At 42.5% G+C, this 26759-nt stretch carries 31 protein-coding genes and 1 pseudogene; 26 read left to right on the forward strand and 6 right to left on the reverse strand.

The genetic code is table 11. The features are described 5' to 3' along the window. Positions 1-17: 17 nt before the first annotated feature. Positions 18-923, reverse strand: a complete 906-nt coding sequence (gene metA, locus NST16_RS07060; protein WP_010334661.1) for a homoserine O-acetyltransferase MetA — start codon at positions 921-923, stop codon at positions 18-20. Positions 924-1305: 382 nt separating this feature from the next. Here metA and NST16_RS07065 point away from each other — a divergent pair, with 382 nt between their 5' ends. The 11 genes from NST16_RS07065 to NST16_RS07115 all read left to right on the forward strand — a co-directional run bounded on the left by NST16_RS07065 (position 1306) and on the right by NST16_RS07115 (position 10378). After that, the gene (locus NST16_RS07065; RefSeq protein ID WP_010334659.1) at positions 1306-1788 is read left to right on the forward strand and encodes a glutathione peroxidase; all 483 of its coding nucleotides are present in this window, start codon (positions 1306-1308) and stop codon (positions 1786-1788) included. A 31-nt stretch (positions 1789-1819) separates the two neighbouring features. Further along, a complete protein-coding gene (locus tag NST16_RS07070; RefSeq protein ID WP_268450828.1) occupies positions 1820-2425 on the forward strand; it encodes an HD domain-containing protein in 606 nt (201 codons plus the stop codon). 59 nt (positions 2426-2484) lie between these two features. Continuing rightward, positions 2485-3615 (forward strand): conserved virulence factor C family protein, encoded by a 1131-nt coding sequence (locus NST16_RS07075; RefSeq protein WP_268450810.1) that lies wholly within the window; start codon positions 2485-2487, stop codon positions 3613-3615. Between the two features lie 291 nt (positions 3616-3906). Further along, positions 3907-5583 (forward strand): dihydroxy-acid dehydratase, encoded by a 1677-nt coding sequence (gene ilvD, locus NST16_RS07080; RefSeq protein ID WP_268450813.1) that lies wholly within the window; start codon positions 3907-3909, stop codon positions 5581-5583. Between the two features lie 105 nt (positions 5584-5688). Then, complete coding sequence (gene brxA / locus NST16_RS07085; protein WP_268446019.1) at positions 5689-6123, forward strand: bacilliredoxin BrxA; 435 nt, start codon at positions 5689-5691, stop codon at positions 6121-6123. Positions 6124-6162: 39 nt separating this feature from the next. Next, a complete protein-coding gene (locus NST16_RS07090; RefSeq protein ID WP_340885176.1) occupies positions 6163-6948 on the forward strand; it encodes a class I SAM-dependent methyltransferase in 786 nt (261 codons plus the stop codon). Between the two features lie 259 nt (positions 6949-7207). Next, the gene (locus NST16_RS07095; protein WP_010334651.1) at positions 7208-7822 is read left to right on the forward strand and encodes a YpjP family protein; all 615 of its coding nucleotides are present in this window, start codon (positions 7208-7210) and stop codon (positions 7820-7822) included. 17 nt (positions 7823-7839) lie between these two features. After that, positions 7840-8373, forward strand: a complete 534-nt coding sequence (locus NST16_RS07100) for a phosphatidylglycerophosphatase A family protein (RefSeq protein WP_003230797.1) — start codon at positions 7840-7842, stop codon at positions 8371-8373. 83 nt (positions 8374-8456) lie between these two features. Beyond that, positions 8457-9251, forward strand: a complete 795-nt coding sequence (locus tag NST16_RS07105; RefSeq protein WP_010334650.1) for a thymidylate synthase — start codon at positions 8457-8459, stop codon at positions 9249-9251. Further along, entirely contained in the window at positions 9248-9757 is a 510-nt protein-coding gene (gene dfrA, locus NST16_RS07110; protein ID WP_010334649.1) for a dihydrofolate reductase DfrA, read from the forward strand. Before NST16_RS07105 ends, dfrA begins: the two co-directional genes overlap by 4 nt. Beyond that, complete coding sequence (locus tag NST16_RS07115; RefSeq protein WP_340885182.1) at positions 9758-10378, forward strand: 1-acyl-sn-glycerol-3-phosphate acyltransferase; 621 nt, start codon at positions 9758-9760, stop codon at positions 10376-10378. A gap of 32 nt (positions 10379-10410) precedes the next feature. Here NST16_RS07115 and trhA read toward each other — a convergent pair whose 3' ends face one another. Together trhA and NST16_RS07125 are read right to left on the reverse strand one after the other, a co-directional pair. Beyond that, positions 10411-11052, reverse strand: coding sequence for a PAQR family membrane homeostasis protein TrhA (trhA, locus tag NST16_RS07120; RefSeq protein ID WP_010334646.1), 642 nt, complete (start codon positions 11050-11052; stop codon positions 10411-10413). A gap of 23 nt (positions 11053-11075) precedes the next feature. After that, positions 11076-12080, reverse strand: coding sequence for a sigma 54-interacting transcriptional regulator (locus NST16_RS07125; RefSeq protein ID WP_340885185.1), 1005 nt, complete (start codon positions 12078-12080; stop codon positions 11076-11078). Positions 12081-12303: 223 nt separating this feature from the next. Here NST16_RS07125 and ilvA point away from each other — a divergent pair, with 223 nt between their 5' ends. From ilvA to NST16_RS07160, 7 genes are all read left to right on the forward strand, one after another. Beyond that, the gene (gene ilvA, locus NST16_RS07130) at positions 12304-13572 is read left to right on the forward strand and encodes a threonine ammonia-lyase IlvA (protein ID WP_010334644.1); all 1269 of its coding nucleotides are present in this window, start codon (positions 12304-12306) and stop codon (positions 13570-13572) included. A gap of 90 nt (positions 13573-13662) precedes the next feature. Further along, positions 13663-13914: a DUF2535 family protein gene (locus NST16_RS07135; protein WP_010334643.1), complete on the forward strand. Its 252-nt coding sequence runs from the start codon at positions 13663-13665 to the stop codon at positions 13912-13914. 156 nt (positions 13915-14070) lie between these two features. Beyond that, on the forward strand, positions 14071-14652 hold the full coding sequence (locus tag NST16_RS07140; RefSeq protein ID WP_340885191.1) for an SCO family protein: 582 nt from the start codon (positions 14071-14073) through the stop codon (positions 14650-14652). Between the two features lie 77 nt (positions 14653-14729). Further along, the gene (locus NST16_RS07145; RefSeq protein ID WP_326217904.1) at positions 14730-15497 is read left to right on the forward strand and encodes an SGNH/GDSL hydrolase family protein; all 768 of its coding nucleotides are present in this window, start codon (positions 14730-14732) and stop codon (positions 15495-15497) included. A 9-nt stretch (positions 15498-15506) separates the two neighbouring features. Beyond that, the gene (locus NST16_RS07150) at positions 15507-16070 is read left to right on the forward strand and encodes a YpmS family protein (RefSeq protein ID WP_340885198.1); all 564 of its coding nucleotides are present in this window, start codon (positions 15507-15509) and stop codon (positions 16068-16070) included. An 11-nt stretch (positions 16071-16081) separates the two neighbouring features. Further along, a complete protein-coding gene (ypmT, locus tag NST16_RS07155) occupies positions 16082-16276 on the forward strand; it encodes a protein YpmT (RefSeq protein ID WP_010334639.1) in 195 nt (64 codons plus the stop codon). Positions 16277-16347: 71 nt separating this feature from the next. Then, the gene (locus tag NST16_RS07160; RefSeq protein ID WP_168748082.1) at positions 16348-17685 is read left to right on the forward strand and encodes an MATE family efflux transporter; all 1338 of its coding nucleotides are present in this window, start codon (positions 16348-16350) and stop codon (positions 17683-17685) included. A 49-nt stretch (positions 17686-17734) separates the two neighbouring features. Here the strand turns inward: NST16_RS07160 and NST16_RS07165 are convergent, their stop codons facing one another. Beyond that, complete coding sequence (locus tag NST16_RS07165) at positions 17735-18160, reverse strand: MarR family transcriptional regulator (protein ID WP_024121778.1); 426 nt, start codon at positions 18158-18160, stop codon at positions 17735-17737. A gap of 133 nt (positions 18161-18293) precedes the next feature. Between NST16_RS07165 and msrA the strand changes: the two genes are divergently transcribed. From msrA to NST16_RS07185, 3 genes are all read left to right on the forward strand, one after another. Next, complete coding sequence (gene msrA, locus NST16_RS07170) at positions 18294-18827, forward strand: peptide-methionine (S)-S-oxide reductase MsrA (RefSeq protein WP_010334636.1); 534 nt, start codon at positions 18294-18296, stop codon at positions 18825-18827. Beyond that, positions 18828-19262: a peptide-methionine (R)-S-oxide reductase MsrB gene (msrB, locus tag NST16_RS07175; protein ID WP_029441326.1), complete on the forward strand. Its 435-nt coding sequence runs from the start codon at positions 18828-18830 to the stop codon at positions 19260-19262. Positions 19263-19861: 599 nt separating this feature from the next. Continuing rightward, positions 19862-21010 carry a phytase gene (locus NST16_RS07185; protein ID WP_326334035.1) on the forward strand — a complete coding sequence of 383 codons (1149 nt, stop codon included), beginning with the start codon at positions 19862-19864 and terminating at the stop codon, positions 21008-21010. A 69-nt stretch (positions 21011-21079) separates the two neighbouring features. On the opposite strand, the gene NST16_RS07190 is transcribed toward NST16_RS07185, so the two are convergent. Both NST16_RS07190 and cgeA read right to left on the reverse strand, forming a co-directional pair. Beyond that, on the reverse strand, positions 21080-22033 hold the full coding sequence (locus tag NST16_RS07190; protein ID WP_340885211.1) for a CgeB family protein: 954 nt from the start codon (positions 22031-22033) through the stop codon (positions 21080-21082). A 6-nt stretch (positions 22034-22039) separates the two neighbouring features. Continuing rightward, a complete protein-coding gene (gene cgeA, locus NST16_RS07195) occupies positions 22040-22441 on the reverse strand; it encodes a spore crust protein CgeA (protein ID WP_268450826.1) in 402 nt (133 codons plus the stop codon). Positions 22442-22649: 208 nt separating this feature from the next. Between cgeA and cgeC the strand changes: the two are divergent. From cgeC to NST16_RS07220, 5 genes and pseudogenes are all read left to right on the forward strand, one after another. Next, positions 22650-22930: pseudogene (cgeC, locus tag NST16_RS07200) on the forward strand (spore maturation protein CgeC); the annotation flags it as partial. A gap of 72 nt (positions 22931-23002) precedes the next feature. After that, entirely contained in the window at positions 23003-24283 is a 1281-nt protein-coding gene (locus NST16_RS07205; RefSeq protein ID WP_340888308.1) for a glycosyltransferase family 2 protein, read from the forward strand. Positions 24284-24311: 28 nt separating this feature from the next. Then, positions 24312-25091 carry a GNAT family N-acetyltransferase gene (locus NST16_RS07210; RefSeq protein WP_340885215.1) on the forward strand — a complete coding sequence of 260 codons (780 nt, stop codon included), beginning with the start codon at positions 24312-24314 and terminating at the stop codon, positions 25089-25091. A gap of 79 nt (positions 25092-25170) precedes the next feature. Beyond that, on the forward strand, positions 25171-25287 hold the full coding sequence (locus tag NST16_RS07215; RefSeq protein ID WP_010334627.1) for a YjcZ family sporulation protein: 117 nt from the start codon (positions 25171-25173) through the stop codon (positions 25285-25287). 133 nt (positions 25288-25420) lie between these two features. Further along, positions 25421-26743, forward strand: coding sequence for an aspartate aminotransferase family protein (locus NST16_RS07220; protein ID WP_340885220.1), 1323 nt, complete (start codon positions 25421-25423; stop codon positions 26741-26743). The last annotated feature ends 16 nt before the right edge of the window (positions 26744-26759 follow it).

Here is a 26759-nt window from a genome sequence, read left to right on the forward strand (position 1 = left end):
CACTTAAAAAAGAAAAATTAGTCCCATTCATAAGGAGTTTCTTGGTAAACATAATAATTAAGCCAGTTCATAAACAATAATGTCGCATGTGCTTTCCAGCGATTGACAGGCTCTTTGCTGTCTTCTGCGAAATAATGTTTCGGCGCCTCGACAGTCGAAAGGTTTCGTTCCAGATCTCTTTCATACTCTTGAAGAAGCGTATTTGTATCATATTCAGGGTGTCCTGTTAAAAAGACTTGTTTTTCGTCTTTTGACACAATTAAGCAAACCCCTGCTTCCTTTGATGCAGTAAGAATGTTTAACTCGGGCACTGCTTGCAGTTGTTCCATATTTATATCTGTATGCCGGGAATGCGGCACGTAGTATAGCTCGTCAAAACCTCTTACCAATCTTTCGTGCTTGGAAAGAACAGTATGTTCAAACACACCAAAGATTTTTTTCGGCATTTCAATTTTTTCCACGCCGTAATGATAGTACAAACCTGCCTGAGCACCCCAGCAAATATGCAAGGTTGACGTGACATTCGTTTTGCTCCATTCCATAATCTCCTTGAGCTCTTCCCAATAAGAAACATCTTCAAACGCCAAATGCTCAATCGGCGCACCGGTGATGATCATGCCGTCAAATTTCTTATGACGGATATTGGAGAATGTCGTGTAAAACTCATCAAGGTGTTCCCTTGCTGTATTTTTCGGTGTATGTGTGCTTGGAATTAAAAATGTAAAATGGACCTGTAAAGGCGAATTCCCAAGCAGTCTGAGTAGCTGAGTTTCCGTTTGAATTTTTTTCGGCATTAAATTTAAAATAATGATTTTCTGCGGCCGGATATCCTGATGGAATGCTCTGCTTTCATCCATTACAAAGATATGTTCACTCTCAAGCACCTGTTTTGCCGGCAGGTGTGTAGGTATATTAATAGGCAACGTGCCACCTCCATCATTTCCCCGTTAATTTTCTTCATTATAGGAATTTTCTCGCCAATTTTCAATCTATCTAAAAGGGTTTGGAGGGGAACAGCAGAAAACACTATATAATAAACGCAAACATATGACTTTTGGTTTCACTGTAATGAGTTTTTTCAGGTGTCAAGTGATACATACAATAATAGCTCCCTCTTATTGGAATATATTTCTATTCATAAACAAATGATCCTAAGAGGGAAGGACATCCGTTGAGCACGATGTCTGTACAAATGAACAGCTGGCCAATTGATAAAACTATATGTAAATAAGCTTCCGTTTTGTTTTGAAACAGGAAAAAAGGTAAAATAATCACAGCACTCAGGTTCAGTAGGAGGGAATTTCAATGTCTATATATAATATGAGGGTACGGACCATTACAGGTAAAGATATGACACTTCAGCCATTTGCCGGAAAGGTGTTGATCATTGTAAATACAGCCAGTAAATGCGGCTTTACACCTCAATTTAAGCAGCTTCAGGAGCTGTATGATACATATCAGCCGGAGGGCCTGGAGATTTTAGGGTTCCCCTGCAATCAATTTATGAATCAGGAGCCTGACGATGAGGAAGGCATACAGGAATTTTGCAAAACAAATTACGGTGTTACGTTTCCCATGTTTTCAAAAGTGGAGGTGAACGGAAAAAACGCCCACCCGCTTTTTGTGTATTTGACAGAACATGCGAAAGGCATGCTCGGAACAAAGGCAATCAAATGGAATTTCACTAAATTTGTAGTGGACAGAAACGGAGAAATAGCCGGCCGCTATTCGCCAAACACAAATCCGAAAGAGCTGGAAGACGTTATTGCGAAGTTATTAGGACATTAAAGAGGGTGTTTTGGTGCAGGATCGAAAACGGATGCAGACAGAGCAAATCAGGACATGGGTCAAATCTGTTCTGAACGGGGAAAGCTCGGGTCATGACTGGCTTCATGTATCAAGAGTTGCACAGCTTGCTTTATATATTGGGAAAAAGGAAAATGCGGATTTGTTCATCGTTGAAGCGGCAGCCTTGGTTCATGATTTGATTGATGTGAAGCTGCCTGACGCAGCCAGGCTTTCAGTCAGCGAGGTGTATGAACGGCTTGTTTCTTTAGGAGCCGGAAAAGAAGAGGCTGAAAGAATTATTCACATTATTACAAGAATGTCCTTTCGGGACAGGGAAAAGTTCGGAAAAGAACCGCTTTCACTTGAGGGGAAAATTGTACAGGATGCTGACAGGCTGGATGCGATCGGGGCAGTAGGAATAGCAAGAGCGTTTATGTTTGCTGGCGCAAAGGGACATCGCCTTTATGGAAATGATAAGAGTGCCTATGCCCACTTTTTCGGTAAGCTGCTGCTCCTCAAAGATATGATGAATACAGATACCGCAAGAGTAATCGCTGACGAGAGGCATAAATTTATGTTTCATTTCGTCAGTCAATTAGAAAAAGAAATTCCCGGAATTGATATTGAAACATCGTAATAGAAGGCGCGGGGCGACTATGTTAGAATAAGTCACAGATAGGCTATAGGAGGACAATCATGAAGATAAAATCAATTGAACCGACGCCAAGCCCGAACACAATGAAGGTCATCTTAACGGAAGAGCTTCCGGCGGGCAAAAGCAATAATTATAAACCGGATCAGGCAGAAGGCGCCCCGCCTGTTGTCGTGGAAATCCTAAATATTGAAGGAGTTAAAGGGGTATATCATGTTGCCGACTTTCTTGCGGTTGAACGGAACGCCAGATATGACTGGAAAGACATTTTACCACAAGTCCGGACGGCATTTGGAATGGAAAGCGCTGAGAGTGCAGAAAACCGATCGGAACAAGAGTCATTTGGAGAAGTGAAAGTTTTTGTACAGATGTTCAGCGGAATTCCTATGCAAGTCAAATTGACAGATGGCGAGCGTGAAGAACGCTTCGGGCTTCCTGACCGTTTTCAGCAGGCGATCTTAAAACTCAGAGCTGAAGCGTCAAATGTTGTATTTGAACGAGTCTGGAAAGAACAAGGCGTCAGATTCGGCGATTTTACTGAAATCGGCCATGACGTGACAGAAGAGCTTCAGGCCGCATACAGTGATGAAAGGCTGAAACGGCTGACGGATGCAGCGGCTCAAGGGAAAGGCGAAACGAAACAAACGGTACAGCGCACAGCCTATAAAGTCACGCTCGACATGCTGGATGATGAGGATTGGAAACAGCGTTACGCTCACTTGGAGCAGATGGATCCAAAAGAAGAGGACATCCCCGTTTTGCAAAAAGCATTGGATGATCCAAAGGTATCCATTAGAAGGCAGGCTGTTGTGTATTTAGGAATGGTTGAATCACCTGATGTTCTTCCTCTATTGTATAAGGCGCTTGAGGATAAGTCTGTATCGGTGAGAAGGACGGCTGGAGACTGCCTGTCTGATATCGGCGACCCCCAAGCCATCCCTGCGATGATAAAATCGTTAAGCGACTCAAGCAAGCTAGTCCGGTGGCGCGCCGCTATGTTCCTTTACGAAGTCGGTGATGAAAGCGCAATTGAAGCTTTGCGGGCTGCTGAAGATGATCCCGAATTTGAAGTGAGCCTTCAAGTGAAAATGGCGCTGGAACGAATTGAACATGGTGAAGAGGCAAAAGGTTCAGTCTGGAAGCAAATGACAGAAAGCAGAAGGAAAGGCGAATAAAAAAGAAGGAAAGGTGCAGATCATGCACCTTTTTAATTTGAATTCACTTTTTATAAAAATTATTTCGAATATTGTTGAAAAATAGTCGAAAACTATATATAGTAAGTAACAATATTAAATAGTTGGAGGGTTCACATCGACAGAAAGCTATATAAATATAAAAACATGAATCAACAACCGAGGATAGGGCGGCCTGACATCATGCAATTTAGCAAAAACAGCCCACAAATAAACTGAAAATTGTTAAAATAATATTCAATCTAACAATTGAGACTATTTAGGAGGATCACCATGGCAGAATTACGCAGTAACATGATCACACAAGGAATCGATAGAGCACCGCACCGCAGTTTGCTTCGCGCAGCAGGTGTAAAAGAAGAGGATTTTGGCAAACCGTTTATTGCGGTTTGTAACTCATATATTGATATCGTTCCCGGTCATGTTCACTTGCAGGAGTTTGGGAAAATCGTAAAAGAAGCAATCAGAGAAGCCGGAGGCGTACCGTTTGAATTTAATACAATTGGTGTAGATGACGGAATTGCGATGGGGCATATCGGAATGCGATATTCGCTCCCAAGCCGCGAGATCATCGCTGACTCAGTGGAAACTGTCGTATCAGCGCACTGGTTTGACGGAATGGTCTGTATTCCGAACTGTGATAAAATCACGCCGGGAATGCTTATGGCGGCTGTGCGCATCAACATTCCGACCATTTTTGTCAGCGGGGGACCAATGGCTGCAGGAAGAACAAGCGACGGGCGCAAAATTTCTCTATCTTCAGTATTTGAGGGAGTCGGTGCTTATCAAGCCGGAAAAATCGGCGAAAGCGAACTTCAGGAATTAGAACAGTTCGGCTGCCCGACATGCGGATCTTGCTCCGGAATGTTTACAGCAAACTCAATGAACTGTCTGTCAGAAGCACTTGGATTGGCTTTGCCTGGTAATGGAACCATTCTCGCGACATCGCCGGAACGAAAAGAGTTTGTCAGAAAATCAGCTAAGCAATTAATGGAAACCATTCGCAAAGACATCAAACCGAGAGATATCGTCACGGTAAAAGCGATTGACAATGCGTTTGCGCTTGACATGGCGCTCGGCGGTTCAACAAATACTGTACTTCATACGCTTGCCCTGGCAAATGAAGCTGGCGTTGAATACTCTTTGGAACGCATCAATGAAGTTGCGGAGCGCGTGCCGCATTTGTCCAAGCTGGCACCTGCATCTGATGTATTTATTGAAGATCTTCATGAAGCGGGCGGTGTGTCTGCAGCATTGAATGAGCTTTCCAAAAAAGAAGGAGCACTTCATTTAGACGCGCTGACAGTTACAGGTCAAACACTCGGAGAAACCGTTGCCGGTCATGAAGTGAAGGATTATAACGTCATTCATCCATTAGATCAGCCATTCACTGAAAAGGGAGGCCTTGCCGTATTATTCGGAAATCTGGCTCCGGACGGCGCTATCATCAAAACTGGCGGCGTACAGAACGGTATTACGAGACATGAAGGGCCAGCTGTCGTATTCGACTCTCAGGATGAGGCGCTAGACGGCATTATCAACCGGAAAGTAAAAGAAGGCGATGTCGTCATCATTCGTTACGAAGGGCCAAAGGGCGGGCCGGGTATGCCTGAAATGCTTGCACCTACATCACAGATTGTCGGAATGGGGCTTGGTCCGAAAGTAGCGTTGATTACAGACGGACGTTTTTCCGGGGCATCCCGAGGCCTTTCAATCGGACACGTATCACCAGAGGCAGCAGAAGGCGGACCGCTTGCCTTTGTTGAGAACGGCGATCATATCATCGTTGATATCGAAAAACGCATTCTGGACGTTGAAGTGCCGGAAGAAGAATGGGAAAAACGGAAAGCGAATTGGAAAGGCTTTGAGCCAAAAGTGAAAACCGGCTATTTGGCCCGTTATTCTAAACTTGTGACAAGTGCCAATACGGGCGGTATCATGAAAATCTAGACATCGGGATCACATTCTCTTGTTTTAAGATGTGAACATTTGAAATCCGGCTCTCTCTATAGTATCCTTTACTTCAGATGAAGGATATTTAGAGGGGGCTTTTTTATGTCAATGGCTTATGAAGAATATATGCGCCAGCTTGTCGTTCCGATGCGCCGCGAGCTGACTGGGGCCGGTTTTGAAGAATTAACAACAGCAGAAGAAGTAGAAAATTTCATGGGGAAAGCAGAGGGCACAACTCTCGTAGTCGTTAACTCTGTTTGCGGCTGTGCGGCAGGTCTTGCGCGTCCTGCGGCAACGCAGGCAGTCCTGCAGAACGACAAAACACCTGACAATACGGTGACAGTATTTGCGGGCCAGGATAAAGAAGCCACTGCAAAAATGCGTGAGTATTTAACAGGCCAGGAGCCTTCTTCACCGTCAATGGCTCTTTTGAAAGGCAAAGAAGTCGTGCATTTTATTCCGCGCCATGAGATTGAAGGGCACGAAATGGAAGAAATCATGAAAAACTTGACTGATGCCTTTGATGCACACTGCTAAATGCCCGTTTACCGGGCATTTTCTTTTGGAGTATAAATCATGATTACAACAAGCTATAGACCGTCAGACCACACGATAAAGATCGCAAAAATGCTTTCGGAAGAGCTGGATATACAATATTGCAGCCGAAATAAACAAACGGTTGAAAATATGCTGAAGGCAGCTGAGCGTGATTTGCTCGTGGTTGGAAAAGAGCGGTTCGAACTTTATACAAAACAAGGCGGTAAATTCTTTTTCCATCCGAATACAGCGATGTTCAGAGCTAAACGGTTGATTCGCGGCGAGCAAGAGCCAATGCTTCGGGCAGCTGGCTTAACGGCCGGAGATTCTTTTTTGGATTGCACGCTCGGGTTGGCTTCCGACGCCATTATCGCAAGTATGGCGGTTGGCGAAACCGGTTCGGTGATCGGGCTGGAAAAAAACAAGCTTGTGTCCGTTCTGGTGAATGCGGGGCTCCGTTCGTGGGAAACCGGTATAGAACAGCTTCAATCTGCCATGAAAAGAATACAAGTGAATCATGCGGATTGCTTTGACTATCTAAAGCAGCTGCCTGACAAATCAGTAGATGTCATTTATTTTGATCCGATGTTTCATGAGCCTGTAGAGTCATCTGATGGCATCGCGTCATTACGAGAGCTGGCTGAGGATTCTGCATTGGCGGATGGCTGTATCAAAGAAGCGGTGCGGGCAGCCAGAAAAAGCGTGGTCCTCAAAGACCATTGGAAAAGCCCGCGCTTTGAACAATTTGGTTTTAACGTGTTGAAAAGAAAAACAGCGCTTTTTCACTACGGTGTTATTCAAATCGAGAGAGAAACAAGCCCGTGAAGAACCTCACGGGCTTGTTTCTAATCGGTGACTTCCATGACGACAAAATATAATAATGTTAAAAGTGAAACCGTTGCAAACAAAGCGTCAATCATGCGGAAGGCCTCCTTTCATATTATATTGTAAGCGTTTTTACACGCGCAGCAAAGCAACAAATCTCCTAAATTGAGTAAGAGCTTCATATAGTGCATGACTTGTAAGTTCGACCTATGATAAAATAAGAGAAACATGACAATAAAAGAGAGAGGAATAAGCAGTCATGAACTTGTGGATGAGAAAGACCCTTGTGGTTTTATTTACCATCGTAACGTTTGGGCTCGTATCTCCTCCGGCTGCACTCATGGCAGACAAGCCTTCAGGACAGCCGAGCAGTCTTGAGCAGAATGATTACACCGCTTTTTATGATGAGCATGATTTGTACGATGATTATGAATCGGAAGACAGGCGAGACCCCGAATTACTTTTTCAATCGTACAAGGAACAGCTCCTTGACAGCGCTGAAAATCAGTCTTTTTTGAAATTTGGCAGCAAAATTGCTCCGGTCATTGAAGATGACTATCGGAAAGAGATTCTGCCGAAAATCGAAAATGTCATATGTGATTTCTTAGCGACATTGCAAGACGATGAAGCGTATCAAGATGTTGTGATTTCAAGCAAGCCTTCAGCGGGGAAAACGGAGAAAATCTTTCACGTTTACAATCGGTCAACCGGAGAAGACCTTCTCAGGTTCCATGTGCGCAGAGACCACCCCCCACATGACGGCTACTGGTTTAATTTTCATTATCATACAGCAGAAGATGGATTTCAATCACACCATGAGCTTGGGAGCATTTATTGGGACCGCAACACACCTCCCAACTGGATGAGTGCCTAAAGGAGATGCCATTAGATATGAAAAAGTACACAATGAATGAAATGGTCGATATAACAAAGGATATGCTGAACAAACGGGGCGTTATGATAGAAGACATTGCGCGTATCGTTCAAAAACTTCAGGAAAAATACAATCCAAATCTCCCGCTTAGTGTATGTATGGAGAATGTAGAAAAAGTACTGAACAAGCGTGAAATTATCCATGCTGTATTAACAGGGCTGGCGCTTGATCAGCTTGCAGAGCAGAAACTTCTTCCTGAACCGCTGCAGCATCTTGTTGAAACAGATGAACCGCTCTACGGCATAGATGAAATTATCCCTCTTTCAATCGTTAATGTGTATGGCTCGATCGGCTTGACCAACTTTGGTTATTTGGATAAAGAGAAGATCGGAATTATTAAGGAGCTCGATGAAAGCCCTGACGGCATCCATACGTTTTTGGATGATATTGTCGCAGCACTTGCAGCCGCAGCAGCGAGCAGAATTGCCCACACACATCAGGATCTGCAAGATGAAGAAAAAGAACAGGACGAAAAGCCTGTTGTCAGCTAATCTATAAAAAAATCATTTCTGGGTTCAGAAATGATTTTTTATTGTGTTACACTACTATAAGACTACTTTTAAAGGATGATTAAATGAAACAGTATAAAGAATTATGCCGGCATGTTTTAGATCATGGTGAGAAAAAGGGAGACCGTACAGGAACCGGAACAATCAGCACCTTCGGCTATCAAATGAGATTTAATTTGCAGGAAGGCTTCCCGATGCTGACCACAAAAAAACTTCACTTTAAATCAATTGCGCATGAGCTGCTTTGGTTTTTAAAGGGGGATACCAATGTACGCTATCTGCAGGAAAACGGAGTGCGTATTTGGAATGAGTGGGCCGATGAAAACGGCGAACTCGGACCTGTATATGGTTCACAATGGCGCTCATGGCGGGGAGCTGACGGAGAAACCATTGATCAAATTTCACGTCTTGTTGAAGATATTAAAACAAATCCGAACTCCAGACGTTTAATCGTCAGTGCCTGGAATGTTGGTGAAATTGATAAAATGGCCTTGCCTCCGTGCCACTGCCTGTTCCAATTTTATGTGTCTGACGGCAAGCTGTCCTGCCAGCTTTATCAGCGCTCAGCCGATGTTTTCCTCGGTGTGCCGTTTAATATAGCTTCTTATGCGTTGCTTACAATGATGATCGCTCATGTAACAGGGCTTGAGCCGGGCGAGTTTATTCATACATTCGGAGATGTTCATATTTATCAAAATCACATTGAACAGGTTAACTTGCAGCTGACCAGAGATGTCCGCCCGCTGCCGAAGCTTCGTTTTGCCAGAGAGGTTGATTCAATTTTCGGCTTTACGTTTGATGACTTTATCATTGAAGATTACAATCCGCATCCGCATATTAAAGGAGCGGTCAGCGTATGATTTCATTCATCTTCGCGATGGATGCCAATCGGCTTATCGGGAAGGACAATGATTTGCCGTGGCATTTGCCGAATGACCTTGCATACTTTAAAAAAGTAACCTCAGGACATTCAATCATCATGGGGCGAAAAACATATGAATCAATTGGACGACCGCTTCCAAATCGGAAAAATATTGTTGTGACATCTGCACACGATGCAGAATTTCCAGGGTGTACCGTTGTCAGTTCAATAGAGGACGTACTTCAGATTGCTTCAGATACTGAGGAATGCTTCGTGATCGGAGGCGCACAGCTTTATACGGCACTGTTTCCTTATGCGGACAGGCTGTATATGACAAAAATTCATCACCAGTTTGATGGAGACCGCTACTTTCCTGAATTTGATGAGAGCAAATGGAAGCTTGTTTCTTCTGAGCAAGGGACGAAGGACGAAAAAAATCCGTATGACTATGAATTTTTAGTGTATGAAAAAAAGAATGCATCATCTGAAGCGGGAGGATTTTAATTGATTCGCTACAGCTGCCTAGTGATTTACATTGTGTATATGCTGTTAAAAAATATAAAACAATTGTTTAATCAAAGAATGCTGGATCCGCGTCTGTCATACAAAAAACAGATGACACTCGTTTACGAGCAGCCAAAGGCGTTTTTGGAAGGCTGTATCGGTATTTCAGGATCTGTCATCACCATCCAGCAGCCAGAGCCGATACCGAGCGGTCCTGTTTTGTATGTGCATTCTCGTTTGCGATTAGCTGAACTTGCTTTAATTGCCGGGTATATTGAGAAGCCTGCCGGTTTTATCGCAAACCCCAAAGTGTTTCGCTTACCGATTATCGGACAATGGCTTGAACGGATGAATGTCATACAAGAGAGCAGTTCAGAAAAGGTATATGAAGATACTTTGACCCAATTAGAAAAAGGCCAAAGCATGATTCTTTCTTTAGATGGGTGCATCGATCCATTGGAACTTGCCGCCCGCTGCAGCCTTCCGGTTGTAATAGTGGAAACGACAGGAACAGATGAAGTGCTGAAGGGGTCGCTTTTTAAACGCTTAAAACCAGCAGATATAGAATTGTCATTTTCTAAAGCTTATATTCCGGCAAGTGAGAAGCAATTACGGGCCTAAAAAAGCGCAGTCACTGAGACTGCGCTTTTTCATTAGGATAAAAACGGCACTTTCACACAATAGAACAGCACGCAGAAAAACATCGCTGCGCTTCCGCCTAAAACAAAGCTGTGCCAAATGGCGTGATGGAAGGGAATCTTTCTCCAAATATAAAAGATCGTTCCGGCGGAATACAGCAGACCGCCAAGTAAAAGAAGGCTGAATCCAGCTCCTGTCAGTGAGGCATATAAAGGTTTAACCGCGATGATCATCAGCCATCCCATTAATAAATACATCAAGGTAGATAAAATGATAAACCGTTTTACAAAGAAAATTTTAAACACGATTCCGCAAAGGGCAAGCGACCAAACGATGATCAGCAGGGTGAAGCCGAGTGTGCCCTTTAACGGTCCAAGCAGAAAAGGGGTGTAGGTTCCGGCAATCAACACGTAAATAGCGCTATGGTCAATAATCTCCAAAATATCTTTCGTCTTTTTGTGCTGAATGCTGTGAAGCAGGGTGGAGCTCAAATAAAGCAGCAGCATGGATACACCAAATATGGTAAAGCTGACGATATCCCATGCGGATCCGTAATTAGCCGCAAATATGATCAGGAACACTAATGCTGGTATGGATAAGAACACACCGATGCCGTGGGTGATGGCGTTGGCAATCTCTTCTTTTATTGTATACACGCACATTCTCCTCGCTTTCGCTGCTACATCATTTGTTGTTGCAGCGTTTCTAAAAAATTCAGCCCTTCTAACGTAATTTTTGTGCCCGCACGTCCGCGGCTTTTTGTCACATACTCTTTTTTCTCCAAATAATCCAGACGGCTTCTGACCTGCTGCGGCGTTAGTGAGGTTTGGCTGTTTTTGCTGCGTTCAGAAATGATCCGTCTGCTTGCCGGTTCGCCTTTTTCATTTAACACTTTTATGGTTTCCAATATAAACAGAAATTCTGCTTTTTCCATTAAAGTCAGAAGCTTCGCTTTTTTCTTCGTCGTTTTTTCATTTAGTCCGTCCCGTATATAGGGCGGAACGTCATACGGATGAATGGTTCCTCCGCTGGATACTGCCGCCATATAATCTGTTGCGTTTTTTAATTCTCTTACATTCCCTTCAAATGGATGCTGTTTAAGCAGCGGAAAGACTGAAGGCTCAATTAATAAAGGCTGCCCGGATTCTGAAAGGAAATACTGGGTCAAAAGGGGGATATCGCTTTTTCGCTCGGTCAGCACCGGCAATGTGAGCGTTAAAATATTCAGCCTGTAAAATAAGTCTTGCCTGAATGTATTTTTGGCAACCTCTGTTATCGGGATGACAGAAGCACAGATGATTCTCGGTTTTTCCCCATCAGAGTCAAGTGCTTCTAAAAGCTTAGCTTGTACAGAAACCGGCATATTCCATATGTCATTAAGAAGAAGTGTGCCTCGGGCGGCTTTTTGAAACGCACCGGAGATTCCGTCAGAGCCAAAAAGCTCGTATGCAAGGCTTTCTTCTGAATGGATGCTGCAATAAATACTGATCAATGGTTCGCCATTTCTTGAAGAGCCTTGGTGTATGGCTTGTGCAAAATGATCCTTGCCTGTTCCGACTTTTCCTGTGATCAGGACAGGAAGCTCTGATAAGGCAAACTGCATGGCGACTCGTTTTGTTTCGAGAAAGAGTTGATGCTCTCCAATTAGATTATGAAAAGTGCAAGGTTGAGGTGCGGTAATCATTTATTGGCTCCTTTTGGTTCTAATTGGTTCTATTATAACATGCCTTTCAGCTAAAAACATCTTTTATCCTTTAGAACTTTGTTCTTATGCCTGCTGGATGCGGCGAACTTAGAATGCGATTGATTTTTTTATTTACTAAATAAAAATAATTGTCTTATTATTTGAATATTCGTGTTATAATGGCATATTAAATAGGGATTTAAAACAAGAAAGGAATCTGTACATGAAACCGTTGCTTAAAGAAAACTCTCTCATCCAAGTGAAAGACATTTTAAAGGCTCATCAAAACGTGAAGGACGTTGTGACTCACACACCGCTGCAAAGGAATGACAGACTTTCTGAGAGATACGAATGCAATATTTATTTGAAGCGAGAAGACTTGCAGGTAGTCAGATCTTTTAAACTCAGAGGGGCTTATAACAAAATGAAGCAGCTCTCTGACGAGCAGACTAAAAACGGGGTCGTGTGCGCAAGTGCCGGAAACCACGCACAAGGTGTAGCGTTTTCGTGTAAACACCTGGGCATTCATGGGAAAATTTTCATGCCTTCCACAACACCAAGACAAAAAGTGTCACAAGTGGAACTGTTCGGAAAAGGATTTATCGATATTATTTTGACAGGTGATACTTTTGATGATGCGTATAAAAATGCAGTTGAATGCTGTGAGCAGGAACACCGAACCTTTATTCATCCGTTTGATGATCCGGATGTAATGGCCGGCCAGGGAACTCTGGCAGTCGAAATTTTAAATGACATTGATACAGAACCGCATTTTCTATTTGCAAGTGTCGGGGGAGGCGGGCTTCTTGCAGGGGTCGGCACGTATATGAAAAACGTGTCTCCTGAGACAAAAGTGATCGCGGTTGAACCGGCGGGCGCTGCGTCTTATTTTGAATCTAACAAAGCTGGACATGTCGTCACGTTAGATAAAATTGATAAATTTGTGGACGGAGCGGCAGTAAAAAAAATCGGCGATGAAACCTTTCAAGCGCTAGAAACCGTAGTTGATGACATCCTTCTCGTGCCTGAAGGGAAGGTATGCACAGCCATTCTTGAATTATATAATCAATGTGCGATTGTCGCTGAACCGGCGGGTGCTCTTTCTGTTGCGGCACTGGATTTATATAAGGAAGAAATTAAAGGGAAAAACGTAGTATGTGTTGTCAGCGGCGGCAATAACGATATTGGAAGAATGCAGGAAATGAAGGAGCGGTCTATGATTTTTGAAGGACTTCAGCATTATTTTATCGTCAATTTTCCGCAAAGAGCTGGTGCACTCCGTGAATTTCTTGACGAAGTTCTTGGGCCGAATGATGACATTACACGATTTGAGTATACGAAGAAAAACAATAAGAGCAACGGACCGGCTCTTGTCGGCATTGAGCTTCAAAACAAAGCTGACTATGGACCGCTGATTGAACGGATGAATAAAAAAGCGTTTCATTATTTAGAGGTAAATAAGGATCAAGATTTATTCCATCTGCTGATTTGATTTTTTCGGCACAACCGCGCAAAATGACAGACAGCCCGGCCGGCATTGTATATAATAGAAGAAAACAATCAAAAAATGAGGATTGATAGCTTGTTACTCAAAAGCCTAGAGTTCAAACGAAGCGACGGGATTCAGGTGAAAGTGACAGAAATACCTGTGTTAAAGGAAGATGAACATTATTTCTTTATGTTGAATCAGCATTTGCAGATTTACTTAAAAGAGGTGTTTTCATCAAATAGCAGGGCAAAAGTGTATTCTTTCCGACAATATATGAAGCGCCGGATGAAATGGACTGATTATCAGGCTGTTTTTCATCAAGAGGTGTTAAAACACAACGCGTGATACGCCGTTTATTCCTGTGTGTCCCCTTTGCTATGCCGCGCGCAGGCGTACGAAGGGGCATGCAGGAATTTTTTTGCTGGTATAGAATGAAACAAGGGATGTAGGAAGGTGAGCACGTCATTTAGTAAGCGCTTTAAGCTGGAAAGGGTGAAAGGCATGAAGATGATCAAAGGGTTGGCGGCAGGACTGATTTTTTTGCTTTTGTGTGCCTGCGGAGGACATCAGATTAAGGATCCGCTTAATTACCAGGTGGAGCCTTTTACTTTTAAAAACCAAGATGGCAAAAATGTTTCTTTAGACAGTTTAAAAGGAGAGGTTTGGCTCGCAGACTTTATTTTTACCAATTGTGAGACCGTATGTCCCCCGATGACAGCTCATATGACAGATCTTCAAAAGAAATTAAAGGCTGAGAATATAAATGTGCGCATTGTATCCTTCAGTGTTGATCCAGAGAATGATAACCCGGAGCAGCTGAAAAAATTTGCGGCAAATTATCCTTTATCTTTTGATAACTGGGATTTTCTAACGGGATACAGTCAAAGTGACATCGAGACGTTTGCGTTTGAGAGCTTTAAAGCGATCGTGAAGAAACCTGAAGGCCAGGATCAGGTCATTCATCAATCTTCTTTTTATTTAGTAGGCCCTGACGGTAAAGTGCTGAAAGATTACAATGGAGTAGAAAATACACCATACGATGACATCATCGCTGATGTGAAAACAGCCAGCAAACTCAAGTAATCTCGAAGACAAGGCATTTTCAAATCTCCTAAAACATGATACACTTTCCACTAGTAGAATGGGGAGGAGCAACAAGATTGAAACTGCGCATTTTTGCACTCATGGCCAGTTTGATTTTGCTTCTTACTGCGTGTACTAGCTTACGTACAGCATCTGAGGGAAAACAAAAAGCCCATGAACTGAAAACGAAAGAGCACATTGTCATTGCCGCTGTCGGAGATTCGCTTACAGAAGGTGTCGGAGATCCCGAGGGCAAGGGATATGTTGGCAAGGTGGCGGACTCTATCCGGTCAAATGAGCAAGTCAAAAAGGTAGACGTTAAAAATTATGCCGTCAAAGGGAATCGTACGGAAGATTTGTTAGAGAAACTAAAAGATAAAAACGTTCAAAAAGGCATAAAAGATGCAGATTATGTCTTTTTAACAATTGGCGGTAATGATCTGATGAAGGTCCTTCGCCAAAACTTCCTGCAATTAACCGTCGAACCGTTCCATGAAGAGGAAAAGCCGTACGAAAAGCGTTTTAAAAAAATCATTTCAGAGATCCGGGCGCTGAATAATCACGCAGAACTGATTTATGTCAGCATGTATAATCCGTTTACGTTTACTCTATCTGAATTACAGGAAATTAACGGGGTAGTCACAGATTGGAACAACATTGCTAAAAAAGAGCTGAAAAAAGATAAACATGCAAAAATCATTAATATAGAAGACTTGTTCAATCAAAAAAGTGACAGTAAACGAATTTCTGAGGAAGATGATTTTCATCCTAATGGAACGGGTTATTCCTTAATAGCCAAACGGGTCTATCAAGCAATTGAAAAAGAAGGATTACCGAAAGAGTAGGGTGAAATCATGAATAACTGGAAACGACTGTTTTTTATATTGCTTGCAATCAATATTGTATTAGCAGTAGGGTTTGTGACGCTGCTCATGCTGCCGGGCAAGCAAGCTCAGGTAGAGGATACCTCTAAAAGCGAGTACGGATTTCAAGTGACCAGCACAAAAGAATCTTTAGCTGCTTTTGTCAACTCATATTTAAACGAGAAAGCGTCAAACAAGCTTGATTACAAAGTGGATATTGGTGACGATGTCCATGTAGCGGGGAAAATCAAAGCATTTTCCACGTCAATTGACGCGTTTATCGCATTTGAGCCGACCGTGAAAAAGGATGGCGATGTCGAGCTGAATGTAACGAAATTTTCCTTAGGGAAATTGAGTATTCCTATTAGCTTTGTGTTAAATTATATGGACAGCTTCTATGAACTTCCATCCTTTGTGCATGTTCATCCCGGCGATAAAAGCATTGAGGTCCGTCTGTCTGAAATGCCATTAACGAACGGTATGTATGTTAAAGCAAATAAAATTAATTTAGAACAAGATGAAATTGAATTTTCCTATTACCATCCTAAACAATAGAGGTGACTGAAATGAAGCGGATTTACCAGTATTTCAGTTTGTTATCATTTACGTTTTCCCTTTACTTCGGCTGGCTTGCTTATCATCATCTGGCCGCTGAAGATATGGATCAAATGTACTTGAACATTTCGTACTGCGCATTGTTTCTGAGTGTGATGGTGTTTACATTTGGCATGAAAGACCGAAAAAAAGCCGATAAATCGTGAAAAAAAGAGACATGCTGCATCGTCTCTTTTTTCATGCGGCTGGACGAAAATATAGAGAAGAAGGAGAAGAAATGAAAGCATACGATTTTACGAAGGGAAACGTACTGAGGCAGCTCATCCTATTTTCGATGCCTATTATGCTGGGAAATGCTCTGCAGGTTTCTTTTCAATTCATAGACAGTTTATGGGTCGGCAATTTGCTGGGGGCAAAAGCGCTTGGCGCGGCCGCGGTATCAAGCACGATTGTATTAACCGTGCTGTCTTTTATTTTGGGACTTAATAATGCGACCTTAACCATTTTGTCTCAGCAAAAAGGAAAAGATGATGAGAAAGGAATGGCGTCGTACATCAATGCCTTTGTCGTTTTATTGACAGGCTTAAGCATCGGGTTCGGCGCAGCCGGTTTTTTCTTGTCGGAACCATTGCTGCGTCTTCTGCAAACGCCGGAATCCATGATTCCGCTTGCCGAGATCTATTTACAGATTCAATTTATCGGCATACTGTTTTTGTTTGGTTATAACTTTATCAGTACGGTTCTTCGGGCGCTTGGTGACAGCAAAACACCGCTAAGGTTCATCGCTTTTGCCGTTGTGCTGAATGCTGTGCTGGCACCGCTCTTTATTTCTGTTTTCCGCATGGGGATTGCGGGAGCAGCTTATTCAACTGTTTTGTCACAGGGGATTGCGTTTCTATATGGTTTGTTTTATGTCATCAAACATCAGCTAGTTCCGTTTTCTATGCCAAGAGCTCCTAAGTGGGAAGAGACTGCATTGATTCTGAAACTCGGTATTCCCGCCGGTTTGCAGATGATGGTAATTACAGGCGGAATGATGGCGATCATGAGTGTCGTCAACTCATATGGAGAACATGTGGTCTCTGGATTTGGCGCGGTGCAGCGGCTGGACAGCATCATCACACTTCCGGCTATGGCGGCCGGTACTGCGGTCAACAGCATGGCTGGGCAGAATATCGGACTCGGAAACTATAAAAGAGTGGAATCGATTGCGAAGCTTGGGGTGATATCTGTTATTTCATTCATGCTCGTCATTGCTATTATCATTTGGATATTTGGAAAATACTTAATGAGGTTATTTATTAGTGAGCCTGACGCGGTAGCGTTTGGTGAACAATATTTGCGGTGGATTGCGTTTTTCTATCCGTTTATCGGTATTAATTTTGTGCTGAACGGAATTGTCAGAGCTGCTGGGGCCATGTTGCAGGTCTTGATTTTAAATTTAATTTCTTTCTGGGTTTTGAGATATCCTTTCACGGCTCTGTTTTCAGCTTGGCTTGGACAGAAAGGGATCGGTCTCGGAATCGGTATGAGTTTCTTATTCAGCAGCTGTGTGGCGTTTTTGTACTACAGATACGGCCGCTGGAAAACGATGAAATTGTTTACTGATAGATAAGAAAGGCGCTTCGAAAAGCACATACCCTGATAGAGGGTATGTGCTTTTTTTACCGTTTTTTATCAAGTTTGCTGAAAAGCTCGATTAATGTGGCAAGTTCAGTATCAGTATAACAATCAAAGCGTTTAAAGAAATATTCAGTTTTTTTCTCATTGAAATGCTGAACGATTTTTTCACCTGCTTCAGTGATGTGGATGCGGATGATCCGCCGATCTTCCTTCGATCTGATTCTCGTGATCCATTCCTTTTCTACAAGCGCGTCAGTCACTGCTGTAATGTGGCTTGCTGATACTTCCAAAATGGGCGCAAATTCAGTCACTTTTTTAGGTCCCTGTTCACTTAAAATGCGCAAAATGGTAAATTCATTCCGCGACAGCTCTTTATCTAGAATGTCATTGATTTCATTGCGTATTTGTTTAAAAACTTTACGGAGTAAAGTTTCCATATCATACATCATTTGTGTTCTTACTTTCAAATTTGTGAACCCCCATTACATAATTGCTAATACTCAAAACCTATAGAATTTTATTGAAAAGCAGAATCATTTTCATTCTATTTTTACATGCTATAATATAATAATACCACGTATTAACAAAGGAGGCACCAGTATGTCTGAAAAAAAAGAACTCGCCACATTTGCAGGCGGCTGTTTTTGGTGTATGGTCAAACCTTTTGACGAACAGCCGGGAATCGAAAAAGTGGTGTCCGGGTATACAGGCGGCCATACTGAAAACCCTACCTATGAAGAAGTATGCAGCGAAACAACAGGGCATCGTGAAGCCGTACAAATCACGTTTGAGCCTGATGTATTCCCTTATGAAAAGCTATTAGAGCTGTTCTGGCAGCAAATTGATCCGACAGATGCAGGCGGCCAGTTCGCTGATCGCGGCAGCTCTTACCGTGCAGCGATTTTTTATCATACTGAAAAACAAAAGGAGCTTGCTGAAGCATCAAAACAGCGGCTGTCGGAAAGCGGCATTTTTAAAGATCCTATCGTGACAGACATTTTAAAGGCTGAACCATTCTATGAAGCGGAAGATTACCATCAGCATTTTTATAAAAAGAATCCAGGGCATTATCAGCGTTACCGGACAGGCTCCGGAAGAGCTGGATTTATCAGTGAGCATTGGGGGGCGAAATAAATGACGCTAAATAAAGAAGAAAGAATAAAATCATTAAACCGTATGCAATACGAGGTCACACAAAATAACGGAACGGAGCCGCCGTTTCAAAATGAGTATTGGGATCATAAGGAAGAAGGGCTTTATGTTGACATAGTGTCAGGAAAGCCTTTGTTTACGTCCAAGGATAAATTTGATTCCCATTGCGGCTGGCCAAGCTTTACAAAGCCGATTGAGGAAGAAGAAGTGGAAGAAAAACAGGATACGAGCCACGGAATGATTCGAACAGAAGTCAGAAGCCGAACAGCCGATTCCCATCTGGGACATGTATTTAATGACGGGCCTGGGCCAAGCGGACTTCGTTACTGCATCAATTCTGCGGCGCTGCGGTTTATTCCTAAGGATAAGCTCAAAGAAGAGGGATATGAAAACTATCAGCACCTATTTGACAAATAAAATGCAAGCAAAAACAAGCCTGTCTAATCGATAGACAGGCTTGTTTTATGCCTTTTTTCTATATGCAGATCTTTAATAATTTGGGCAGCTCTGTCTTTTGTAATAACATCTCCCAGTACAATTGAAAGCCGCCGATCCTCCGCATACTTTTGGCTCCTTACCATACTGTTTACAGTCGTCTTTGCTGAATACAAGGTATAAGCAGCAAAAGATGTTTGACAATTTGACTTCCGATTGATCCCGCTTCGCCAGTGACTAAAAGTTCTGGTTTATCCTCATACTTTCTTATCTCTACCATGCAACATAGGTTCAACTTTTTAATCGAGTTAATGGAAGCAATCAATAAGACAAAATGCAGGGAATTTTTAAGAGAAAATGAAGAGAAGGGTTTAATCTAAACTAAATAAATAGTGTACTAAATATTCTTACGCTCTTTTTTCCTGCCTTATAAACAGGTCCCATTTCATCTTCTCACGCCGATATAAAAAAGCGTTCTTTTGAGTCAGAAACACTACGTAAAAAAGGTTCAATTGTCTCACTATTCACCAACTTCATATATTTTACAATAAGAAAGAAGGTTTAAATAAGGGGGATGAAAAATGAAGTATCCAAAAACCATTCTGTTTAGTGCTGCTGCATGTTTATTGCTTAGCCTATCTGCAAATTCGGTATCGGCTCTTCATGGTGATGAAGTGAATCATTTCAAAGTGACGGCAAAGGGAGAGACTGAGCCAGTTGCTTCCGGAGATGACGCTGCAGATGATCCGTCTATTTGGGTTGATGCAAAGCATCCGGAAAAAAGCAAATTGATAACGACAAACAAGAAGTCCGGGTTAGTCGTGTATGATTTGGATGGCAAACAGATCAATTCTTACGAGTTTGGCAAGCTGAATAATGTCGATCTGCGCTATGATTTTCCCCTCAACGGCAAACAGATTGACATTGTCGCTGCTTCAAACCGGACAGAAGGAAAAAATTCGATTGAAGTTTACGCCATTGATGGGGAAAAAGGTGAATTGAAAAGCATCACAGATCCGAAACATCCCATTTCCACTGATATGTCTGAGGTTTACGGTTTCAGCCTGTATCACAGCCAAAAAACAGGGGCATTTTATGCGTTGGTGTCGGGAAAACAAGGAGAGTTCGAGCAATATGAAATGGCCGACAATGGAAAGGGATATGTAACAGGGAAAAAAGTGCGGCAATTCAAATTAAATTCTCAAACTGAAGGTCTCGTCGCAGATGATGAGTACGGAAATCTCTATATAGCGGAGGAAGACACAGCAATTTGGAAATTTAATGCTGAACCATCTGGAGGATCCCAGGGCAAAGTCATTGATCGTGCTGATGGAAAGCATTTGACAGCTGATATTGAGGGACTGACCATCTATTATGCGCCGGACGGAAAAGGTTATCTCATCGCCTCAAGTCAAGGCAATAACAGCTATGCGATGTATGAAAGGCAGAGAGGCAATCGGTATATTGCCAATTTTGAAATTAAGGATGGCGAGAAAATAGACGGGACGAGTGATACTGACGGTATTGATGTTCTTGGTTTCGGGCTGGGGCCAAAATATCCGTATGGCATTTTTGTAGCGCAGGACGGAGAAAATATAGAAAATGGACAAGCTGTCAATCAGAATTTCAAAATTGTATCATGGGAACAGATTTCTCAGCATCTTGGCGGAAAACCTGACTTGAATAAACAGGTGAATCCAAGACAGCTGAAGGACAGATCTGATGATTAAAGAAGCAGCCTATATTCGGCTACTTTTTTATGTTCACGAAAAAATCGTTCATATGAAATGAACGATTTTTCAAGAAAGCGCCAGATGAATGGCTTTCAGTTTTTCGGGAAGCTCATCAAATGTATGAGCAGGAACCGTCTCTTTATAATTTAGCGCCGCAGCTTTGTCTCGTTCCTCAGGATGATTGATATAGAAAGCGGCTTTTTCCTTAAAGTCGTTTATGCTGTGATAAGAAATAAAGGATGAAAAAGGATGTGCCGCGGGGAGATCCACTAGTTGAAATGCTCCGCATGCAGCGATATCAAAGGTGCGGTTATTAAAGCTTGCATTTTTAATGCGGCTTTTATTTTTGTTGAACGTAAAATGATACGGCCGATGTGGATTGATCACGATGTCTGCCCCGTTATAATAATGAACCGCCTGTTCAGGCGGAACCCATGTGCTGACTACATCTATATGCGGCTGTTTGAGTACTTTTTTAGGCAGGTATTTTCTCCATTCCTTTCCGATGACCCGAACGGTGTACGGGAGATTTGCCGCTTCTTTCACAAGCTGAACCCGATTAGGGTAAGGATAGCCGATGATAAGCAATTGTGAATGAAAGGAATGTTCGGTGTCCATTTTTTTAAACAGCCGATGATTAACAGGAATCGGAACATAATAGATATGCTGATAACCAAGCTCCTGATAACAGAGAGCAGCATTTTGATCAATTGTTAAAACCGCGTCAGCGTATTTTATCACCTGAAGACTGATATCAATATAAAATGGGTCTTCTGTCAGCCAAACATATACGGGGATACCCTTACCCTTTAACCAGGTCAGCCAGTCGTGAGGAACGTGATCTCCAACCATCATGAGTGCGAAGTCCGGCTGAAACGTTTCAATGCTTGACAGCGCTTCTGTGTCTGGTGTATCTGCAGACATGAATTTTGTCTGAGCGTGCAGAAAGCAATCTTCAGCCCAGCGGTCAAAATAACTGTATATTCCTCCATATCCCGACTGGATATATAAAACTTTCATCAGAGGTTATGAAAAGAATGTAACGCTTTCTACTTTATCTACATCAATCAATGTTGTCGCTTGACCTGGCGGAGTTACAGAGCTTTCCTGTGTGACAAATACGATGCCGTGAACTTGATCAAAAGCAACAAAGACAACCGGACCGATCATGTCACCGGAATCTGTCACAATGCTGATGGTAGTGCCAGGTGTAATTCTGGCAAAAATCCATCTTGCAGGCAGGGAAGGATCTAAAACAGATTCGGCAGTAACCGTTTCGCTTTCGTCCACTTTATTATCAATAGCGGCTTCAAGTAATTCTTTAAGGTTATTATTCACGTTTTCTCCTCCTTCTGTTGCATTTGTAAATAAAGGGCTTAAAAGGCTTTTAATAATATCCTTTTTTAACTGCGCATTTTCACTGCTCAACACACACACCTCCTATAAATTATTGAACTCACGTTTAATCATATTCTTTTGATTGGCAATTGGTATGAGTCGAATGCCGTAGCTGAGCTATTTTTCATATATTTAAGGAAAATGCTGATTTTTTTCTATGGATGGACAATGCCTATACCGCAATTGACAGCATGTTCATATTGTGAAATAGAGCATAAGGATAAATGAGAGGGATTGTTTGGAGTTAGAAAACAAAGCGAACCGAGAAGAAAATGACGACGAATCGCATTTGATTCTGCTTATACGTCAAACAGCTTCAGACGGAAATCCATCTGATCTCAGACGCCAGCTCGTATTTGCTAAAGAGCTTGGTGTGCCGGTTTCAAGAGTTAATCTGATCAATGGAGATACGCTTCAAAATGTTATCGTTAAAGAAGTCATGGGTATTTGGTTATTTTTCAGAACCATCAAACGAGATCAAATGTTGCCCTCTCAAGTATTGTAAGCTGGGGTTCTTTCTTTTTAAATGATGACAGAGGCTCTGCTTGCTGCGGAGCCGTTTTCATGTGTGACAATAGGAGGCTTGGAGAGATGGGGGACAAAGTTTCCATTATTTTAACGAGTTATAACAAACCTAATTATCTGCAAAAGGCGATTGAAAGTGTCATCAATCAAACTCATAGCAATTGGGAGCTTTTTGTCATGGATGACCATTCAAATGAGGAAACGACTGCGGTGATTCACAAGTACCTTCATGACCACCGCATTCACTATAAAAACAGCTTCGTCCATCCTCAAAATCGATTAAAAACAACCCGTTATGCCACACTAATTAATGACGCACTACCGTATGCAACCGGCGACTATATTTCTTATCTCACCGATGATACCGTTTATCATCCAAATCGGCTGAGCCGTATGGTGCAGACATTTTTGTGTCATCCTGAAGCACAGGCAGTCTATTCCAAACAAAAAGTTGTTCATGTAAACGAAAGAGGAGAGGAAATGTCCCATTTTTACAGAAATGCCAATACGGTGCTTGATCAGGCCGCTTTTCAAGTCGACCATTGCTCTGTTATGCATCGCCGATTGCTGCTTGATCGAATCAAAGATAAATATGGCAGCTATTGGGACGATGATATGAAGCATTGGAATCACGGCGACTCAATTTTTTGGCTAAGAGTAAACACATTTGCCCCGTTCCTGCCGATAAATGAAGTATTAGATACAACGTATAAGACCCCGAATTCCTTTCAAAACGCTTATCAGTTTCTGCCCGCCGATTTGATTGACGGCACGTTTGTAAAAGGATCTGATCAACATGTGTATTTTCTTGATCAAGGTGTACGGCATCCTGTGGGAGAGAGATGGCGTTCAGTGTATCTAGATCGGACTGTTATTATCCCAGATCCGTATTTATTTCAATATCATATGGGAAAATGTTTAAACATTCCGAATTATGTTTTGGTAAAAGAAGCTGACCGGCCTGCAGTATTTTACATTGACGCCGGAAAAAAAAGACGGATAGAAAGTCAGCATGCTTTTCAATTTTATCAATTTAAAAGAAAAGATATTTTGACGATTGAAAAAGAAGTGCTCGAGAGTCTGCCGGAAGGGCCGCCTATCACGCGGGAGAGATCTGGGGTGATCGCCAATCCGCCTGGACGAAGGCTGTTTTTTATAGAACGAGAGCGGTTTCTATTTCTACATGGTGTTTTTCATCCAATCAGCGAGCAAGTGGTGAGGAAATTCTTTTTACGGCAGAAACCAATACCTGCTTCTTTCCGGAATATTCAACAATTTCCAATTGGAAAGCCGTTTTATCCGGTGTACGATGAGATTATAAAGAATTTAAATATTGCAATCGAGTAAATGTATAGGTCATAAAAAGGAGATATTCATGACAGGATATTTTTCAAAAACGGAGCATCAATATCTATCGTTAACGTCTGAATCGAAGTTGTTTGATCATTACAGTGTATATAAAGATCCCAATCTGCCGCAAATTTTTTCTCATAATTTTGTACAGCTTCATGATACGTTTCCATTGGAGCGTATACCGGACTTTTTGCCGTTCATACCGAAGCTACTTGATGCGAATTATATCCATTTAAAAGCGTCTCCTCAGCATGTTTTTCCGCTCGTTTTGAAGCAGTCGCTTGTGAAAAGCGGTTTTGTGGTTGAAGATGAGCTGTTATACAGCATGAAGCTTGAAGACTGGAAGGGACAGACGGGACACCCTTTCACGGCATGGGGGACGGCAAAGAGTCTTAGTGACGGTTCTTCTATCATGAAAATTTATGACTCGCTTTATATAGGAGAGGCAATTGCAGAACAAAAATTAGTGAGAAAATATCCTTTTTACAAAGAGGGTACGATATTGCTTGTTGTTTGTTACAGCGATTCATCACAGAACATTCCGATTGGCTGCGGGGAACTTTTTATTGATTCGCAAGAGAAAACGGCTAAAATTGAAGAGGTGGCGATTTTGGATCAGTTTCAAAGAAGGGGCTACGGCAGTATTCTTGTGGGTGAGATGCTGTCCATTGCCAAATCTTTAGGAATGGACGAGGCTTATTTAGTGGCCTCAAATTCTGACGGCGTCACTCATTTTTATGAAAAGCTCAAGTTTCAAAAATATGAGCGGGTGCACACTGTTTTTCATTATTTCCTTACATAGATGGGCATTTGCACAGACCGTTTGGGACTTGGCCCGCATACAATGCCGTATATCGTGATAAGAAAGGATGAAAAACAATATGCATGGATATCAGGGGTACGGTTACGGAGGATTTGGCTGCGGGACAAATACATTTGTATTGATTGTTGTCTTGTTCATTTTATTAATTATTGTCGGAGCCGCTTTTATTTGCTAGAAGATGACATATCATAAGGGCCTTTCGGAATTCGGAAGGGCTCTTTTTTTTGTGCGAAAAAGTTTTATAGGGAACGTCATGCCGCTATTTAAACACTCATACAATATAGAAAAGGTGTTTTTGAGGTGGAAGCATGAGCAGTTATTTAATTAAGCCAGAGCTTAGTGCGGAATATCCGGTTGTCAGTCATGCAAAGGGCACATATGTGTATGATCAGAACGGAAAAAAATATCTTGACGGCTCATCTGGTGCGGTGACATGCAATATCGGCCACGGGGTAGATGAAGTAACTGAGCAGCTGAAAGAACAGCTTGATAAGGTATCTTTTGCTTATCGCTCGCAGTTTACGAGTGAGCCGGCCGAGCAATTAGCTGCTTTACTGTCCGAGCAGCTGCCGGGAGAATTGAATTGGTCTTTTTTTGTCAATAGCGGATCAGAAGCCATAGAAACGGCAATGAAAATCGCCATTCAATATTGGCAGGAAAAAAAGCAGACACAGAAATCCATCTTTCTCTCAAGATGGAGCAGTTACCACGGAATAACTTTGGGAGCGCTTTCATTATCGGGATTTTATGAACGAAGGTACCGGTTCACACATTTGCTTGAGCGTTATCCCGCTCTCTCAGCCCCGAATATATATCGGCTGAATCAAGAGGAAAAAAAAGATTTTGTTCAAACGGCCGCGGAGGAGCTGGAAACCGCTATAAAAAGAATCGGAAGTCAGTTTATTGCGGGCTTTGTGGCAGAACCTATTATTGGAGCCGCGGGAGCAGCGATTACTCCTCCTTCTGGATATTATGAGAGATTGAAAGAGGTGTGCCGCTCACACGGTGTGCTGTTTATTGCGGATGAAGTGATGACAGGACTCGGGAGAACTGGAAGGATGCTTGCGACAGATCATTGGCATACCGTTCCTGATATCGCTGTGCTTGGAAAGGGACTCGGTGCCGGGTACGCGCCTATTGCAGCTGCAGTTGTGTCTGATACGATCCTCCGAACGATAAAACAAGGATCGGGTGTTATTATGAGCGGTCACACCTACAGTGCTCATCCCTATTCAGCCAAAGCCGCTCTTGAGGTTTTGCGTTATGTTATCAGACACGGCTTGATCAAACAGTCTGAAGAAAAGGGATTCAAGCTGAAAAAGAAACTTGAAGCGATGATGCATCGGAGCGGCATCATTGGGGATGTCCGCGGCAAAGGACTGCTTTTAGGCGTTGAATTTGTGGCTGATAAAAAGACAAAGCGAGTGTTTCCGCAAGAACGGTCGATGACCCAGCGTATCATCAGCGAAGCAAAAAAACGCGGGCTCATTATCTATCCTGCCAAGGCTGGAATCGACAGCGGGGAAGGAGATGCCGTAATCATCGCTCCTCCATTCACAATATCAGACGAAGAGATGGAAGAGCTTATATCAACTTTTTCGGAAACAGTTGCAGAAGTTGAAAAAAACTGAAAAGGGATTGAAATCA

The sequence above is a fragment of the Bacillus sp. FSL K6-1005 genome (genome assembly GCF_038000225.1).
Classification (GTDB): domain Bacteria; phylum Bacillota; class Bacilli; order Bacillales; family Bacillaceae; genus Bacillus; species Bacillus mojavensis.